The organism is Pseudomonas sp. URMO17WK12:I12, assembly GCF_000514395.1.
GTDB classification, from domain to species: Bacteria; Pseudomonadota; Gammaproteobacteria; order Pseudomonadales; family Pseudomonadaceae; genus Aquipseudomonas; species Aquipseudomonas mucoides.
In genome coordinates this window covers 133,815-151,235 of sequence record NZ_KI911392.1, presented here as the reverse complement: position 1 = coordinate 151,235, position 17,421 = coordinate 133,815, and the positions used below count along the sequence as shown (strand labels likewise).

General features: G+C 59.6%; 14 protein-coding genes. 8 read left to right on the top strand and 6 right to left on the bottom strand.

All coding sequences use genetic code 11. From position 1 onward, the window contains the following. The first annotated feature begins 306 nt into the window (after nt 1-306). The 8 genes from D882_RS0127670 to D882_RS0127635 are packed head-to-tail and all read left to right on the top strand — an operon-like array spanning nt 307 to nt 9,296. Nucleotides 307-1,221, top strand: a complete 915-nt coding sequence (locus tag D882_RS0127670; protein WP_027926229.1) for a GDP-mannose 4,6-dehydratase — start codon at nt 307-309, stop codon at nt 1,219-1,221. Continuing rightward, nucleotides 1,218-2,189, top strand: a complete 972-nt coding sequence (gene gmd, locus D882_RS0127665) for a GDP-mannose 4,6-dehydratase (protein ID WP_027926228.1) — start codon at nt 1,218-1,220, stop codon at nt 2,187-2,189. The genes D882_RS0127670 and gmd overlap by 4 nt, the downstream gene beginning before the upstream one ends. A gap of 3 nt (nt 2,190-2,192) precedes the next feature. Beyond that, entirely contained in the window at nt 2,193-3,635 is a 1,443-nt protein-coding gene (locus D882_RS0127660; protein ID WP_027926227.1) for a mannose-1-phosphate guanylyltransferase/mannose-6-phosphate isomerase, read from the top strand. Then, nucleotides 3,636-4,433, top strand: a complete 798-nt coding sequence (locus tag D882_RS0127655; RefSeq protein ID WP_027926226.1) for an ABC transporter permease — start codon at nt 3,636-3,638, stop codon at nt 4,431-4,433. Then, nucleotides 4,433-5,686 (top strand): ABC transporter ATP-binding protein, encoded by a 1,254-nt coding sequence (locus D882_RS0127650; RefSeq protein ID WP_027926225.1) that lies wholly within the window; start codon nt 4,433-4,435, stop codon nt 5,684-5,686. The genes D882_RS0127655 and D882_RS0127650 overlap by 1 nt, the downstream gene beginning before the upstream one ends. Beyond that, entirely contained in the window at nt 5,683-7,050 is a 1,368-nt protein-coding gene (locus D882_RS0127645) for a glycosyltransferase family 1 protein (protein ID WP_027926224.1), read from the top strand. Before D882_RS0127650 ends, D882_RS0127645 begins: the two co-directional genes overlap by 4 nt. Next, entirely contained in the window at nt 7,034-8,164 is a 1,131-nt protein-coding gene (locus tag D882_RS0127640; RefSeq protein WP_027926223.1) for a glycosyltransferase family 1 protein, read from the top strand. Before D882_RS0127645 ends, D882_RS0127640 begins: the two co-directional genes overlap by 17 nt. Before the next feature lies 1 nt (nt 8,165). Beyond that, entirely contained in the window at nt 8,166-9,296 is a 1,131-nt protein-coding gene (locus D882_RS0127635; protein ID WP_027926222.1) for a glycosyltransferase family 4 protein, read from the top strand. 118 nt (nt 9,297-9,414) lie between these two features. Here the strand turns inward: D882_RS0127635 and D882_RS0127630 are convergent, their stop codons facing one another. From D882_RS0127630 to glmU, 6 genes are all read right to left on the bottom strand, one after another. After that, on the bottom strand, nt 9,415-11,445 hold the full coding sequence (locus D882_RS0127630) for a pyridoxamine 5'-phosphate oxidase family protein (RefSeq protein ID WP_027926221.1): 2,031 nt from the start codon (nt 11,443-11,445) through the stop codon (nt 9,415-9,417). A gap of 63 nt (nt 11,446-11,508) precedes the next feature. Beyond that, the gene (locus tag D882_RS0127625) at nt 11,509-12,135 is read right to left on the bottom strand and encodes a glutathione S-transferase family protein (RefSeq protein WP_027926220.1); all 627 of its coding nucleotides are present in this window, start codon (nt 12,133-12,135) and stop codon (nt 11,509-11,511) included. A gap of 106 nt (nt 12,136-12,241) precedes the next feature. Beyond that, the gene (locus tag D882_RS0127620; protein ID WP_027926219.1) at nt 12,242-13,168 is read right to left on the bottom strand and encodes a LysR family transcriptional regulator; all 927 of its coding nucleotides are present in this window, start codon (nt 13,166-13,168) and stop codon (nt 12,242-12,244) included. An 80-nt stretch (nt 13,169-13,248) separates the two neighbouring features. Beyond that, nucleotides 13,249-15,081 carry a glutamine--fructose-6-phosphate transaminase (isomerizing) gene (glmS, locus tag D882_RS0127615; RefSeq protein WP_027926218.1) on the bottom strand — a complete coding sequence of 611 codons (1,833 nt, stop codon included), beginning with the start codon at nt 15,079-15,081 and terminating at the stop codon, nt 13,249-13,251. Nucleotide 15,082: 1 nt separating this feature from the next. Next, nucleotides 15,083-15,859, bottom strand: a complete 777-nt coding sequence (locus D882_RS0127610; protein ID WP_027926217.1) for a DeoR/GlpR family DNA-binding transcription regulator — start codon at nt 15,857-15,859, stop codon at nt 15,083-15,085. A gap of 180 nt (nt 15,860-16,039) precedes the next feature. After that, entirely contained in the window at nt 16,040-17,407 is a 1,368-nt protein-coding gene (glmU, locus tag D882_RS0127605) for a bifunctional UDP-N-acetylglucosamine diphosphorylase/glucosamine-1-phosphate N-acetyltransferase GlmU (RefSeq protein ID WP_027926216.1), read from the bottom strand. Nucleotides 17,408-17,421 lie beyond the last annotated feature (14 nt).

Here is a 17,421-nt window from a genome sequence, read left to right as displayed (position 1 = left end):
GTCAGTCTCGTGGGGTCCGGGAGCAACCCGCACGAACACTGGATAATCGTGACGAGGGGCATTCTAAACACATCCGTCGAGGATTCGTGAACCGCCCGGCGAGAATAAATCAGCCTACGCTAACGAGAACTGACCAGTCACGGTTGGACCTGTTGAAATTGATGAGCAATTGGCACAGATTGGATACCAAACAACTACAACAATGCATTTCTCCTGTCTTTCGACCAACCCATCCACCCGGTCTGTCAGACATCTCCATAAAGCCTGTGGGGAAACGGACGAAATGAATGACCAAGGGGCTGCTGTTTGAAAAAGCGTCTGTTCGTGACGGGTCTGAGTGGGTTCGTCGGACAACACATCCAATCTCGCCTGAACGCTGATGCCTCGGCATGGACACTTCTGCCTGCCGCTTCCCGTTACGATCTCGCCGAGCCCGGCAGCCTCGAAGGCCTGTGGCCCGAGATGCCCGATGCAGTCATTCACCTGGCCGGCCAGACCTTCGTCCCCGAAGCCTTCCGCGATCCGGCGCGCACGCTCAACATCAACCTGCTCGGCACCCTGAACCTGCTGCAAGCCCTGAAGGCCCGCGGTTTCACCGGGACGTTTCTGTACATCAGTTCTGGCGACGTCTACGGCCAGGTCATCGAAACCGACCTGCCCATTACCGAACAACAGCCACCCTGCCCGCGCAATCCCTATGCCGTGAGCAAACTGTCGGCGGAATTCCTTAGCCTGCAATGGGGCCTGAGCGAAGGCTGGCCGGTCATGGTTGCCCGTCCGTTCAACCACATTGGCACCGGCCAGAATGAAAGCTTCGCCATCGCCAGCGCAGCCCGGCAGATCAGCCGAATCAAACAAGGCTTGCAAGCGCCGCAACTGGAAGTCGGTGACATCGACGTCACGCGCGATTTTCTCGACGTTGACGACGTGATTTCGGCCTACCTGGCGCTGCTGGAAAAGGGCGTGCCGGGACAGGTCTACAACATCTGCTCGGGACACGAGCAGAGCATTCGCAGTTTGATCGAACAACTGGGGGACCTCGCCCAGGTCGACATGCAATTGATTCAAGACCCCGCGCGCCTTCGTCGCGCAGATCAGCGTCGCGTTTGTGGCAGCCATGCCAAGCTTGCCCAGACCACAGGATGGACGCCTGAAATCACAACACAACAATCCCTGCGGGCGATCCTGTCCGACTGGGAGAAGCGAGTACGACAAGAATGACTAAAAGTGCACTGATCACAGGGATCACCGGCCAAGACGGCGCTTATCTGGCCAAACTGCTGCTCGACAAGGGGTATAAAGTCCACGGCCTGGTGGCGCGGCGCAGCAGCGATTCACGCTGGCGCTTGCGTGAAATGGGCGTCGAGGGCGACATCGTTTACCTGGACGGCGACATGGCCGATGCCTGCTCGGTGCAGCGCGCGGTCATCAAGTCAGCCCCGGACGAGGTCTATAACCTGGCGGCGCAAAGCTTTGTCGCCGCCTCCTGGGACCAACCCGTCACCACCGGTATCGTCGACGGCCTGGGCGTGACTCACCTGCTCGAAGCCATTCGCCAATTCAGTCCGCACACGCGTTTTTATCAAGCGTCCACCAGCGAAATGTTTGGCCTGATCCAGGCCGAGCAGCAAGACGAAAACACTCCGTTCTATCCGCGTAGCCCGTACGGCGTGGCCAAACTGTATGGCCACTGGATCACCGTGAACTACCGCGAAAGTTTCAATCTGCACGCCAGCAGCGGGATCCTGTTCAACCACGAATCGCCCCTGCGCGGCATCGAGTTCGTGACCCGCAAAGTGACCGACGCCGCTGCCCGCATCAAGCAGGGCAAACAGCAGGAACTGCGCCTGGGCAACATCGACGCCAAACGCGACTGGGGATTTGCCGGCGACTACGTCGAAGCCATGTGGCTGATGCTGCAACAAGACAAGCCTGATGACTTTGTGGTCGCCACCGGCATCACCACCACCGTGCGCGAAATGTGCCGGATCGCCTTCGAACACGTCGACCTGAACTACCGCGACTTCGTGAAAATCGACCCGGCGTTTTTCCGCCCGGCCGAAGTGGAAGTGCTGCTGGGCAACCCGGCCAAAGCCCAGCGCGTACTGGGCTGGAAGCCGAAGACCGATCTGGATACCTTGATCCGCATGATGATGGATGCGGACATGAAACGCGTCGCCAAGGAGTAGGCCATGCTGATTCCCGTGATTCTCTCCGGCGGTGCCGGTACGCGCTTGTGGCCGGTGTCCCGCGAGGGCCATCCCAAGCCGTTCATGACCTTGCCCGACGGTCAGTCGCTGCTGGGCAAAACCTATCGGCGGGCCGCCGGCCTGCTCGATGGCTGGGGCGATATCGTCACGGTGACCAACCGCGACTACTACTTCCAGAGCAAGGATCACTATCAGGAGGCGCAGCTCAGCCGTCATCGCGGGCACTTCATGCTGGAGCCGACGGGCCGCAACACGGCCCCGGCCATCGCCGCCGCCGCCCTGTCACTGCAAGCCCTGCACGGCGATGAAGCGATCATGGTGGTGATGCCCGCCGACCATTTGATCCTCAACGAAGATGCTTTGAAGACCGCCGTGGAACACGCCGTGGCACTGGCCAGGGAGGGTTTCCTGGTGACCTTCGGCGTGGTGCCGACCGCGCCGGATACCGGTTTCGGCTACATCGAAACCGGCGCTGCGCTGGACGGAAAAGGCGCGGCCAAAGTGCAGCGCTTCGTCGAGAAACCTGATTTGCAAACCGCGACACATTACCTGGAGAGCGGCCATTTCCTGTGGAACTCCGGGATGTTCTGCTTCTCGATCGCCACCGTGCTGGCCGAATTGCAGATCCACGCCCCCGAGTTGCTCGAGCAGACGAAAACCTGCATGGCGGCCAGTAGCCCGGTGGAAACCGTCGGTTGCCTGCAACAGGAATTGTCCCCGGCGTTGTTCGCCGAGATCACCGACATCTCCATCGACTACGCGCTGATGGAACACTCCGACAAAGTGGTCGTGGTGCCCGCCCGATTCGACTGGAGTGATATCGGCTCCTGGGGCGCAGTGGCCGCACTCGTGCCTGCCGATGCACAAAACAACCGTGCCAGCGGCGATGCCGTGTTCATCGACAGCCACAACAACTTTGTCCAGAGCGAAGAACGGTTGGTAGCGGCCGTGGGTGTGGATAACCTGATCATCATCGACACCGCCGACGCCGTGTTGGTCGCCCACGCCGATCGCGCGCAGGACGTGCGTCGGGTGGTCAAGCAGCTCAAGGACAAGAAGCACGAAGCCTATCGCCTGCACCGTACGGTCAGCCGGCCGTGGGGCACCTACACCGTGCTCGAAGAAGGCCCTCGCTTCAAAATCAAACGCATCGTGGTCAAGCCCGGTGGTAAGTTGTCGCTGCAGATGCACCACCATCGCAATGAACATTGGGTGGTGGTCGAAGGCATGGCCAAGGTCACCAACAACGGCACCGGTACTCATCTGGTCGCGAAGAACGAATCAACGTTCATTGCCGCCGGCCACAGGCATCGCCTGGAAAATCCCGGCGTGATTGACCTGGTGATCATCGAAGTGCAAAGCGGCGAATACCTGGGAGAGGACGATATCGTCCGCTTCGAAGACCAATACGGCAGGACGGTTTGAATGCTGCTTTCTTTGTACCGCTCGCTGTGGGGCTATCGGGGATTCATCCTCGGTAGCGTCAAGCGAGAATTCCAGGCGCGTTACCGAAATTCGTTGTTCGGTGCCCTGTGGACCGTGCTTAACCCGCTGTCGATGATCATCGTCTACACAGTGATCTTCTCCCACATCATGCGCGCCCGTTTGCCAGGGGTGGATGACGGTTTGGCCTACAGCGTTTACCTCTGCGCCGGCCTCCTGACGTGGGGGTTGTTCGCAGAAATCACCGTGCGCAGTCAGAACATGTTTCTCGACAACGCCAACCTGCTGAAGAAAATCAGCTTCCCGCGGATCTGCCTGCCAGTGATCGTGTTGTTCAACGCCGGCATCAACTTCGCGATCATCATCGGCTTGTTCATCGGCTTTCTGCTGATTAGCGGGCGACTGCCCGGCATGGCGCTGCTGGCGCTTATTCCGCTTTTGGCCTTGCAGGTTATGTTTTGTGCCGGGTTGGGGATGATTCTGGGTGTATTGAATGTGTTCTTTCGCGATGTCGGACAATTTTTCGCCATCTGCCTGCAATTCTGGTTCTGGCTGACGCCGATCGTGTATCCGATGAGCATCCTGCCGGAATGGGTACAACGCCTGCTGCAACTCAATCCCCTGACCAATCTGATTACCAGCTATCAGAATGTGTTCCTTTACGGCCAATGGCCGGTCTGGAGTTCTCTGCTGCCAATATTCGTGAGCGGCACGGTGTTCTGCGTGATCGGGCTGCGGTTGTTCCGTCAGCGGGTCGGTGAAATGGTGGATGAACTCTGATGGGGCACATACGCGTCACCGGCCTGGGCAAGGCCTACAAGCAATACCCCAATCGCTGGAGCCGACTGGCTGAATGGCTGATCCCGTTTTCGCCGATCCGTCATCGCCAGCACTGGGTGCTGCAAGACGTGGCCTTCGAAATTGCGCCCGGCGAGTCCGTGGGCATCGTCGGGGTCAACGGCGCGGGCAAAAGCACCCTGCTGAAAATGATCACCGGCACCACCCAACCTACCTGCGGCAGCATCCAGCTCGAAGGCCGCGTCGCCGCCCTGCTGGAACTGGGCATGGGTTTTCATGCGGACTTCACCGGCCGGCAGAACGCGGTCATGGCCGGCCAACTGCTGGGCATGCAAGTCGAAGAAATCGAAGCATTGATGCCCGAGATCGAACGCTTCGCGGAAATCGGCGACGCCATCGATCATCCCGTGCGTACCTATTCCAGCGGCATGCAGATGCGCCTGGCATTCAGCGTGGCCACCGCGCGGCGACCGGACATTTTGATCGTCGACGAAGCACTGTCAGTGGGCGACGCCTACTTCCAGCACAAAAGTTTCGACCGCATCCGCAGCTTCCGCAAAGCCGGTACCACGCTGTTGATCGTGTCCCACGACCGCTCGGCAATTCAGTCGATCTGCGACTCGGCGATCCTCCTGGAAAAGGGACGGATGGCCATGCACAGCACACCCGAAGCCGTCATGGATTACTACAACGCGCTACTCGCCGAGCGTGAAGGCCAGACGGTGCGTCAGGAAATGCTCTCAGGCGGCCAGGTCAGCACTATTTCAGGCACCGGTGAAGCCGGGATTTTGCGGGTGCGCTTGCTGGACGAGCACGAACGGTCCATCGATGCGGCGGAAGTCGGTCAGCCGGTGGTGCTGGAGGTGGACGTCGAAATCCGCCAGGACATCGAGCGGCTGGTGCTGGGCTTTATGATCAAGGATCGCCTGGGCCAGGCTATGTACGGCATCAACACCCATCGCCAGGACCAGGCGCTGAATGATCTGAAGGCCGGGGAGCGCGTGACCTACCGCTTTGCTTTCATCATGGGACTGGGCAAGGGTAACTATTCGGTGGCCCTGAGTCTGTCCCGTCTGGATTCGCACCTGGACCGCAATTTCGAATGGCGGGACTACGGTCTGGTGTTCCACGTGATCAATAACCGCCACGAAGACTTCGTGGGCTGCTCGTGGCTGGGGGCGAAAACCACCATCACCCGCTCCGTTGAAACGCTGATGCCGGAAAACACACCATGACGCGCCTTCTGGTGGAATGCACCCACGTTTTCCAGCACCCCAAGGTCAACTCGGGCATCCAGCGAGTGGTGCGCAACGTCGTCAATCAATTGCCGGAATCGGTGGATGGTGTCGACTGCATCCCGGTAGTGATGCTCAAAGGCAAGCTCTATCGAGTACTGATGCTCGGCGCGCTGAACATCCCGATTTTCGATCACTTGATGACCTTCGGTGGACGCCTGGAACGCCTGGCTCACCGTATCTGGCAACTGCACCAACGCCTGCATAACCGCAGCCACTCGCGAGTGATCAAACGCTTGCTGCACGTGGCCTACCGTTTGACGGCGATCACCTGCTTCAGCATTCCACTGCGGGTGATCGAAGGCATCAACCAGTATCAACTGCCCAAACGCTGCACGCCGTTGCTGCATCAGCCAGGGGATCAACTGGTGTTGCTGGACTCGTCCTGGCATACCGACTTTTTCCCGTTTGCCGAACAGCTGAAACGTGAAGGCGTGGGCATCATTTCGGTGGTCTACGATCTGATTCCCCTGACTCACCCGCAGTTCTACGACACCCGGCTAGTCCAGGTTTTCAATGAATGGTTCGATTGGATCACCCGAACGGCCGATGGCTACATGGCAATTTCTGCCACGGTGCGTGACCAGGTGCGTGAGGAATTACAGCGCCGTCTCGGTCCTGCCAAGGCCAATGAGCTGTGGTTCGACTATTTCCACCTTGGTTCCGAACTCGACCTCAGCGAAGCAACCGCGGCTGTGGAACCGCGCCTTGCCCGGCTATTTGAAACACCGGAACCGGTGTTCTTGATGGTCAGTACTATCGAGCCGCGCAAGAACCATGATTACCTGCTGGACGCTTTCGAATTGGCTTGGGCGGCGGGCTCCAAGGCCCGGTTGTGCATTGCCGGTCGAATCGGCTGGAAGTGCGACGCCCTGCTCGCGCGGGTACGCAATCACCCGCAACTGAACCAGCGTCTGTTCATGTTCAACGACCTGAGTGACACCAGCCTCGAACACGCCTACAGCCACGCCAGCTCACTGGTGTTTCCATCGTATGTCGAAGGCTTCGGCCTGCCACTGGTGGAAGCCATGCAGCGCGGACTGCCGGCCATGGGCAGCGATATTCCGGTCTTTCGCGAAATCGGTGGCGAGTTCATGGCGTACTTCGATCTGGCCGAGCCACACAGCCTGTGCGACCTGGTCGTGGATTTCGAGCGCAGCGGTCAATTCCCGGCCACCCGCGACGTCGCGCACTGGCGCTGGATCGGCTGGCGTGAAGCGAGTGCCCAGTTGGCCGAACGAACCCTGCACAATCTTGTAGAAGCGCCGGTCATGACAGAGAGGCAACATGCGAATTGCCCTTAATGCCCGGATCCTCCAGGCTCCGCGTACCGGCATTGGCCACTACGTCGCCGAACTGGCGAACGCGTTAGCCGATGAGCCGGATATCGAACTGGCGCTGTTTCATGGCTGGGGTTGGAGCTCAGCTCTGCCGGAAGCGGCCATGCCCGGTTATTCGCGACTGACGCCGCTGCTGCGCCAGATTCCAGGGGCCTATCAGGCCCGGCGCTGGCTGGAGCAGAAACGCTTCGATCAAGGTCGCGCGCAATCCATCGACCTCTACCACGAACCAAGTTTGTGGCCGCTGTCGTTCGACGGCCCGACGATCATCACTCTGCATGACCTGACTCACCTGCACTACCCCGACACACAGCCGCCCGCGCGTTTGCGGGAAATTGAACGGCGGCTGGCCGACGGCGTACGCCAGGCGAGCCTGATTCTTACCGACTCGCAGTTTATTGCCGACGAAGCCCAGGCGCATTTCGGGCTGCCAGCCGAGCGGTTTGTCGTCGCACCACTGGGTGCAGCGGCGCGTTTCCACCCACGGACTCCCGAGGCCATCGACGCCGTTCTCAAGGCCCATGGCGTCGTCGCGCGGGAATATTTCCTCTGCGTCGGCACCTTGGAACCGCGCAAGAACCTGACCCTCGCCCTGCGCGCCCACGCTTTGTTGCCGGAGGCGGTGCGTCAGCGTTTTCCGCTGCTGATCGTCGGTATGGCCGGCTGGCAACACGAGCAGTTCAGTGAAGAATTGCGCACAGCCCTGGCCACAGGCGACGTATGCCTGCTCGGGTATCTGCCGGATGAAGATCTGGCGCAACTGCTGGCCGGTGCCCGGGCATTGATCTTTCCTTCGCTGTACGAAGGGTTCGGGCTGCCCGTTCTTGAAGCCATGGCGAGCGCAACGCCGGTCATTCTGACGCGCCATTCGGCCATGCCGGAGGTCGCTGCAACCGCTGGCAACTACATCGAGCCGGATAATCCAGACCATTTACGCGATGCCATGAACCGGTTGATCGACGACCCCATTCACTGGCAGGCATGCCGCGACGCCGGTTTGCAACAAGCGAAGCTTTTTTCCTGGAAGCGTTGCGCGAAGGTCACGGCCCGAGCCTACCGTCAGGTTATGGGAGACTGATATGCGTGTATTGCACTTTTACAAAACCTACTTGCCCGACTCCATGGGCGGTATCGAACAGGTCATTTTTCAGTTGTGCGAAAGCGGCGCGCGACATGGGGTCGACAGCACTGTCCTGACCTTGAGTAACAACCCGGCACCTGGCGTGATCCAGATCCGTGAACATCAGGTCCATCAGGCCAGAATGGACTTTCAACTGGCGTCCACCGGCTTCTCCTACAGTGTGTTCAAGCAATTTCGTGAGCTGGCGGCAGAGGCCGACGTGGTCAACTACCACTTCCCGTGGCCATTCATGGATCTGGTGCATTTTTGTAGCGCAACCAAAAAGCCCTGCGTAGTGAGTTACCACTCGGACATCATTCGCCAGCGTCATTTACTCAAACTGTATCGACCCTTGATGCGCCGGTTTCTGGACAGCGCCGATCGAATCGTCGCCGCTTCACCCAACTACTTTCATACCAGTGAAATTCTTCAGGATTACCGCGAAAAAACCCGGGTAATCACCTATGGGTTGGACAAGGCAGGTTATCCACAGCCTGAAATGGAGCGCACTGACCGCTGGCGTCGACAGTTGGGCGACAAGTTCTTCTTGTTCGTCGGCGTTATGCGTTACTACAAAGGACTGCACATTCTTCTCGAAGCGATGCAGGGGCTGAATTATCCGGTGGTGATCGTCGGCGCCGGCCCCCTGGAAGCTGAACTGCATGCTCAGGCCAAAAAACTGGGTTTGCAGAACCTGCACTTTTTGGGACGTTTGGGTGATGAGGATAAAGTGGCCTTGCTGCAGCTGAGCTATGCCGTGGTGTTCCCGTCGCATTTGCGCTCTGAAGCGTTCGGCATTTCGCTGCTGGAAGGTGCGATGTACGGCAAGCCGATGATTTCCAGCGAGATCGGCACCGGCACCAGTTACATCAACATCCACAATGAAACCGGGCTGGTGGTGCCTCCAAGTCATCCACAAGCCTTCCGTGAAGCGATGCGCACGCTGTGGGAAAACCCGACACGTGCGGCAGAAATGGGCGTGAAGGCTGAGGCCCGGTATCGGCAGTTATTCACAGCCGACGACATGGGTCGCAAATGGACCGAATTGTACGAAGAGCTGCTTGAGGAAAAATCCCTGTCTTACGCCTGACTGCTTTCCTGCAGGAGCCGGGCTTGCCCGCGATGGCGGCGTGTCAGTCAACATGAATGTTAAACCGTCATCGCAGGCAAGCCCGGCGCCCACAGGGGTTGAGCCGCAGGACCTGGGGTTACAGATCCAGCACCAGCGGCTTCGAACCCTGCGCCGGCACCGCACAGCAAATCAGTACCTCTCCAGCGCCGGGCACTTCTGCCGGCACTTGTGGATAAGTCACTTCGCCGCTGATCAGGCGCGTCTTGCAGGTCCCGCAGGAACCGCCACGGCAGCTGAATTCCGGGCGCAAACCACGGCTTTCAGCCAACTCCAGCAAACTGCCGCTATCGGGTTTCCAGCGCGCCTCTTTGGCCGAGCGCTCGAACACCACCGGTACTGACGTCGTGGCGGCCGGTGGTTGCTCGATGATCACTGCATCCGGATCGGCTACCCGGCGCAACGTCGACGGCCCAAAGGTCTCGGCGTGAATCCTTGAATCGCGGATGTCCATGTCACGCAAGCTGTCGTACATCGCCTGGGTGAACGCTCCTGGGCCGCAGAGGACAAAATCCAGCTGATCGTAGTCTTCCACCTCAAGCACGTTCTTGAGCAGGTCGGCGTCGATTCGACCGGTCAGGTCGAAATCTTCCCCTTCGCGCGCCTCGGGCTCCGGCTGACTGAGCAGACGCAGGACTCGCACCGCGTCGCCGAGCCCGTCGAGCAAGCGGTTCAGTTCAGGGCGGAATGGTTGATCGGCCAGGGTTCGCGAGCTCTGGATGAACCAGGTCGGGCGGATGCTCCGCGTGCGCAGGCCTTGATAAACCACCTCACGCACCATCGACAGCAGCGGCGTAATGCCCACGCCAGCGGCCAGCAATACCAGCGGGCGCCGCTCATGCGGTGCCACGGTGAAATGCCCTTGAGGCGCACGGGCTTCCAGCACGTCACCGACACGAATCCGCTCATGCAGGTGCGATGACACCAATCCGTCACGCTTCACACTGATACGGAAAAAGTCATCGGACGGCGCACTCGACAGGCTGTACGTGCGGATATGCACGTCACCGTCAATGTTGAACCGCAAAGGTAAATGCTGCCCGGCCTGGAACACCGGCAATCCGGCGCCATCGGCAGGCTCCAGGTAGATCGAACGAATGTGGTGGCTTTCCTGTTCGATTCGCGCCACCCGCAGCGACCGCCAATGATCGCCCAAAGCCTTGGCTTGCAGGCGTGCATTGGCCTGCGCCCAGGTGCCGGTCAGCAGACTGGTGGGCGATACGCCGTCAAAGCGCCAGCGCAAAGCCAGCGCTGCAGGCCGGCGCACCACGTGCTCGACTTCGAAGGTCCACAGCCGCTCGGCACCTTGAAAGGCTTCGATTAGCGGGCCGTCGAGGATGATTTCGGTACGCCCGCTGAGGTGCAGCAGGTCACCAGAATTGAAATCGATGAACAACAAACCGGCGCGAGGATTGACCAGCAGATTGCCCAGCGTATTGAAATGCAGGTTGCCGGCGAAGTCAGGGATCGTCAGGCGATTCCCTTCCACCTGTACGAAACCGGCCTGGCCGCCCCGGTGAGAAACATCCACCGAACGCTGTCCATCGACGTCCACGTAGCTGGCGACAAAGAATGTGTCGGCGTCGACGATCATGGTCCTGGCCGCATCATCCAGTTCAGTCAGGTGCTGCGCAACGCGACTCGAAGGGTCCGCCAAGGGCACCGAACGAAACTGGCGCAATTGGATGTATTGCGGGCAGTTGCCGAACGATTGCTCCACCGTGACGCCGAATCCGCTGGCCGTAACGGCGCTGACTCGGCCATTGAGGCGATTGCGGCGCCGGGTGTGCAACTCAATACCGAGCAAACCGATGGCAGCACCGTCTTGCAGCTGCGCAGGGTCATCGGCGCCCGGCAGGTGGTCGAACTGCAACAGCGATGGATCGGGGGAATGAGCGAAACCCGGTTGCCCTTCAAGAATGCTGGCCCAGGGGTTGCCTTCGACATCAACGGCGCCGTACAGCATGAAAGGCAGTTGCTGATAGAACGTGCGGTGCTGATCCGGCATCTGACTGCGAATCACCTTACGTCCGAACGCCTCCATTCGCTCGGCAACCCCCACATGAGCCTGCAACTGTTTCTCGCCGGCGTGCCAAGGTGAATGTTCCATAACGGCTCCTCCCCTGCGCCCATGGCGCATCGTGAACGGCCCGAGCGGATCGGGCCGTGAACATCAGGCAGTTTTTTGCAGGCCGGCCACCGTGCGTGGCATGCCGACAAACCCTGGCAGGGCTTCAATGCGCGCCAGCCAGGCACGGATGTGGGGGTAGTCGTCGAGCGAGACATTGCCTTCCGGCGCATGGGCGATATAACTGTAGGCCGAGACGTCGGCGATGGTCGGCTCGCTCCCCGTCAGATATGGCGTGGCAGACAGTTCCTGATCGATGATTTTCAGCAAAGCGTGGGAATTGGCGATCACTTCTTCAGCGTTGTAGGACGCGCCGAACACGGTGATCAACCTGGCTCTGGCCACACCAAAGGCAATCGGCCCGGCAGCAATCGATAACCAGCGCTGAACCTTGGCAGCGCCGACAGGATCAGTCGGTAGCCAGCGACCGTTGCCATACTTCTGCGCCAGATACACCAGGATCGCATTGGAGTCGCCCAACACGACGCCTTGGTCATCGATGGCAGGCACCTGACCCATCGGGTTGATCGCCAGGTAATCCGGCTGCTTGTGCGCCCCCTTGGCCAGATCGACAAAGACTAGCTCTGTCGGCAATTGCAGCAGGGACAGCATCAGCTCCACACGGTGAGCGTGGCCAGAGCGTGGGAAGTTGTAGAGTTTGATGGCTTGCATGGTCGACTCCGCTGGGTGGAGGCGCCCTTTGGAAAGAGTCGGCGCCGATGGGTTGCCATCTTCCGCCTGCTACCGAAACAATAGAATAACCAGCAAATGCAATCCATTATTTCAGCTGGAGCAATAGTGCCTCGTTCTTCAAGGCTGGATGCTCGCGCAAGGCCTTCACCGTGAAGTCGACAAAACTGCGCACTCGCGCTGGCGCTTTGCGCCCGCCCTGATAAATCACGTGAATCGGCAACGGCGCCAATTCGAATTCAGACAGGATGATTTGCAACTCACCCGCCGCCACCTTTCCCGCGACCTGATACGACAACACGCGGGTAAACCCCAGCCCCAGGCAGGCGGCCGTGATGGCAGCCTGATTGGCGGTGACCACCAGCCGAGACTCCGTACGCACCGACAGCGGTTCGCCATTTTCAAGGAAGGGCCAGTTACGTAATTGGCCCGTGGCCGATGTTGCAATAATCGGCGCCTGTACCAGTTCCTGCGGATGCAAGGGCCGGCCATGTGCCGCGATCAGCGCTGGCGAACCACAAATCACCCGCCGTACCTCGCCGACCCGGATCGCATGCTGATTACTGTCGGGCAAATCGCCGATGCGCACCGCCACATCGATGCCCTCTTCCGTGATGCTCACCACGCGATCAAGCAACAGCGCATTGATGCAGACCTCAGGGTACTGCGCCAGGTAATCAACCATCACTGGCGTGACAAACAACTCTCCAAACAATACCGGCGCGGTGATCGTCAATTGCCCACGGGGTTGTGCATGACTCCCCGCCGCCGAATCCTCCGCTTCCTGCACCTCGGCGAGAATCCTGCGACAGTCGTCCAGATAACGCTGCCCCGCCTCGCTCAAATGCACGCTGCGGGTCGTACGGGTGATCAACTGCGTGCCAATGCGCTGCTCCAGTGCCGCGACGGCCCGGGTGACGCTCGCCGCCGACATCCCCAGAATTCGCGCCGCCGCCGAGAAACCTTGCGCCTTGGCGACGGCGGCGAAGACCTGCATTTCCTGGAATCGGTCCATGGGGCATGTCCTTTATTCAGATAAAAAAAATCGCAACCGTAGGCTGCGATTTTTAAGGGTTTCGGTCACCTGTGGATAACTTATTCCACTGTCACCGACTTCGCCAGATTACGCGGCTGGTCAACGTCCGTGCCTTTCAGCACAGCAACGTAGTACGACAGCAACTGCAGCGGGATGGTGTAGAGGATCGGCGACAGGATGTCGTGGATGTGCGGCATGTGCACAACGTGCGTGCCTTCGCCATTGGTCATGCCGGCTTTCTCGTCTGCGAAGACGATCAACTGGCCACCACGGGCGCGGACTTCCTGGAGGTTGGATTTCAACTTCTCCAGCAGCTCGTTGTTCGGCGCCACAGTCACCACCGGCATGTCGTTATCCACAAGCGCCAACGGACCGTGTTTCAGTTCGCCAGCCGGGTAGGCTTCAGCGTGGATGTAGGAGATTTCCTTGAGTTTCAGGGCTCCTTCCATCGCTACCGGGAATTGCGCACCACGGCCGAGGAACAGCGTGTGGTTTTTCTCGGCGAACAGCTCGGCGATTTTCTCCACGGTGCTGTCCATGGCCAAGGCTTCGCCCAAACGGGTTGGCAGACGGCGCAGTTCTTCGACCAATGTGGCTTCGACGCCCTTGGCCAAAGTGCCGCGAACCTGCCCCAGGGACAGGGTCAGCAACAGCAGGCCTACCAATTGAGTGGTGAAGGCTTTGGTCGAGGCCACGCCGATTTCGCGACCGGCCTGGGTCAGCAGGGTCAGGTCGGATTCACGCACCAGCGAACTGATGCCTACGTTGCAGATCGCCAGGCTCGCGAGGAAACCCAGTTCCTTGGCGTTGCGCAGGGCAGCCAGGGTGTCGGCGGTTTCGCCGGACTGGGAAATGGTCACGAACAGCGTGTCGGGTTGCACCACGACTTTGCGGTAGCGGAATTCGCTGGCAACTTCGACCTGGCACGGGATCCCGGCCAACTCTTCGAGCCAGTAACGGGCAACCATACCGGCGTGATAGCTGGTGCCGCAGGCAACGATCTGCACGTTGCGCACTTTGGCGAACAGCTCGGCAGCCTGTGGACCGAATGCCTGTACCAGCACGCCGTTCGGGCTCAGGCGGCCTTCGAGGGTGCGCTGAACAACAGACGGTTGCTCGTGGATTTCCTTGAGCATGAAGTGGCGGAACTCGCCCTTGTCGGCGGCTTCGGCACCGTCGCGGTACTGCACGGTTTCGCGCTCGACAGCTTTGCCGTCAACGTCCCAGATATGCACGCTGTCGCGGCGAATTTCGGCGATATCGCCTTCTTCCAGGTACATGAAACGGTCAGTGACCTGACGCAGGGCCAATTGGTCGGAAGCGAGGAAGTTTTCACCCAGGCCCAGACCAATCACCAACGGGCTACCACTGCGAGCGGCGACCAGGCGATCCGGCTGCTTGGCGCTGATGACCGCCAGGCCGTAAGCACCGTGCAACTCTTTGACGGTGGCTTTGAGGGCCGCGGTCAGGTCGGGCAAATCCTTGAGTTTGTGGTTCAGCAGGTGAGCGATGACTTCGGTGTCGGTGTCCGAGGTGAACACATAACCCAAGGCTTTCAGCTGTTCACGCAGGGCTTCGTGGTTTTCGATGATGCCGTTGTGCACCACGGCCAGGTCGCCGGAGAAATGCGGGTGGGCGTTGCGCTCGCACGGCGCGCCGTGGGTGGCCCAACGGGTGTGGGCGATGCCGAGGCGACCGACCAGAGGCTCGGCCTCGAGTGCCAGTTCCAGCTCGCTGACCTTGCCCGGACGACGCATGCGCTCGAGTTTCTCATCGTTGGTGAAGACCGCCACACCGGCGCTGTCGTAGCCACGGTATTCCAGGCGCTTGAGGCCTTCGAGCAAGATGGCGGTGATGTTACGTTCTGCGACTGCGCCGACAATTCCACACATGCTATTTCTCCTGACTGACAGCCGCGCAAATCAAATTGATGCCGCGGGCCTGAATCTGATCGCGTGCCTCCAGCGGCAAGCGATCATCGGTAATAAGGGTATGGACGCTGCTCCATGGCAGTTCCAGGTTGGGGATTTTGCGGCCGATCTTATCGGCCTCCACCATCACGACGACTTCACGGGCGACTTCGGCCATGACCCGGCTGAGCCCCAGCAATTCGTTGAAGGTGGTCGTACCGCGGACCAGGTCGATGCCATCGGCACCGATAAACAACTGATCAAAGTCGTAAGAGCGTAGTACCTGCTCAGCGACCTGCCCCTGAAAGGACTCGGAATGCGGGTCCCAGGTGCCGCCGGTCATCAACAGCACCGGTTCGTGCTCAAGCTCGCTCAAGGCATTGGCCACGTGCAACGAGTTGGTCATCACCACCAGCCCTGGTTGCTGACCGAGTTCCGGGATCATGGCCGCCGTGGTACTGCCGCTGTCGATGATGATCCGCGCATGCTCGCGAATCCGCGTGACCGCGGCGCGAGCAATGGCTTGTTTGTATTTGGAGACAGGTTGGCCGATGTCAGCCACCAATTCTTGAGGCATGGTGATCGCTCCGCCGTAACGACGTAGCAGCAGGCCATTACTCTCAAGCGCCGCCAGATCCTTGCGAATCGTAACTTCCGACGTTTCGAAGCGTTTTGCCAGCTCGTCCACACTGACTTCGCCCTGCTCGTTGAGCAAGGTGAGGATATTGTGGCGGCGTTGGGGTGTATTGCGCTTCGACATGGCTTAGTAAGTTTCGATTCGAAAGATAACGGAAGCAATCAAAACCTATCGGCGAAACTTCGTCAAGCGTGTTGGGATAAAAAGGCCTGTGTATAACCAAAAAAAATCGCAGCTTGAGGTGAGGGCTCTGAAGGCCGTTCTCAGGCTGCGATTTTGTTGTTTAGAAGGGCTGTGGATAACTCAGCTCTTCTTGACCTTCTCCGGCCGCTTCCAGCCGTCGATATTCTTCTGCCGTGCCCGACCTACCGCCAATTGTGCGTTATCCACATTCTGCGTAATGGTTGAACCGGCCGCCGTGGTCGCACCGGAAGAGATATCCACAGGCGCTACCAACGAATTGTTGGAACCGATGAAAACGTCTTCACCCAGCACGGTTTTCCACTTGTTGGCGCCGTCGTAGTTGCACGTGATGGTGCCCGCGCCAATGTTGGTGCGCGCGCCGACCTCGGCATCACCCAGGTAAGTCAGGTGACCGGCCTTCGCGCCTTCGCCCAAGTGAGCGTTCTTCAGTTCAACAAAGTTACCCACATGCGCGCGCGCGTCAAGGACAGTGCCCGGACGCAGGCGTGCGAATGGGCCTGCATCGCTGCCTTCGCCCAGAATCGCACCTTCGATATGGCTGTTGGCCTTGATCACCACGCCTTTGCGCAGGGTGCTGTCCTTGATCACACAGTTCGGGCCGATCACCACGTCGTCTTCAATGACGACTTTGCCTTCGAGGATCACGTTGATGTCGATCAGCACATCGCGGCCAACGGTGACTTCGCCGCGCACATCGAAACGAGCCGGGTCGCGCAGGGTCGCGCCTTGGGCCATCAAACGGCGGCCGGCGCGCAATTGATAGTGACGCTCGAGTTCGGAAAGTTGCTTGCGGTCGTTGGCGCCCTGCACTTCCATGGCGTCGTGCGGCTGCTCGGTGGCGACCACCAAACCATCGTTGACCGCCATGGCGATCACGTCAGTCAGGTAATACTCGCCCTGGGCATTGTTGTTGGAGAGACGGCTCATCCAGCTACCCAGTTGGGCGAAAGGCAGGGCGAGAATCCCGGTGTTGCCTTCAGTGATCGCACGCTCGGCTTCGTTGGCGTCTTTTTGCTCAACGATTGCCGTGACCTTGCCAGCGTCATCGCGGACGATGCGGCCATAGCCCGTCGGGTCGTCCAGCTCGACAGTCAACAGGCCCAGTTGTTGCGGCGCGACTTTCTTGAGCAGGCGTTGCAGGGTGTCGACTTCAATCAGCGGCACGTCGCCGTAGAGAATGAGTACGGTATCGGACTCAATGAACGGCACAGCCTGAGCCACGGCATGACCGGTACCCAATTGTTTGTCCTGAAGGACGAAATTCAGGTCATCCGCCGCCAGGCGCTCACGTACGGCTTCAGCGCCATGGCCGATCACCACATGGATGCGCTGTGGATCAAGTTGGCGGGCGCTGTGGATAACATGGCCAAGCATCGAGTTGCCGGCAATCGGGTGCAGAACTTTCGGCAACGCCGAACGCATGCGCGTGCCTTGGCCGGCAGCGAGAATAACGATTTCAAGTGACATGACTGGCTACCAAT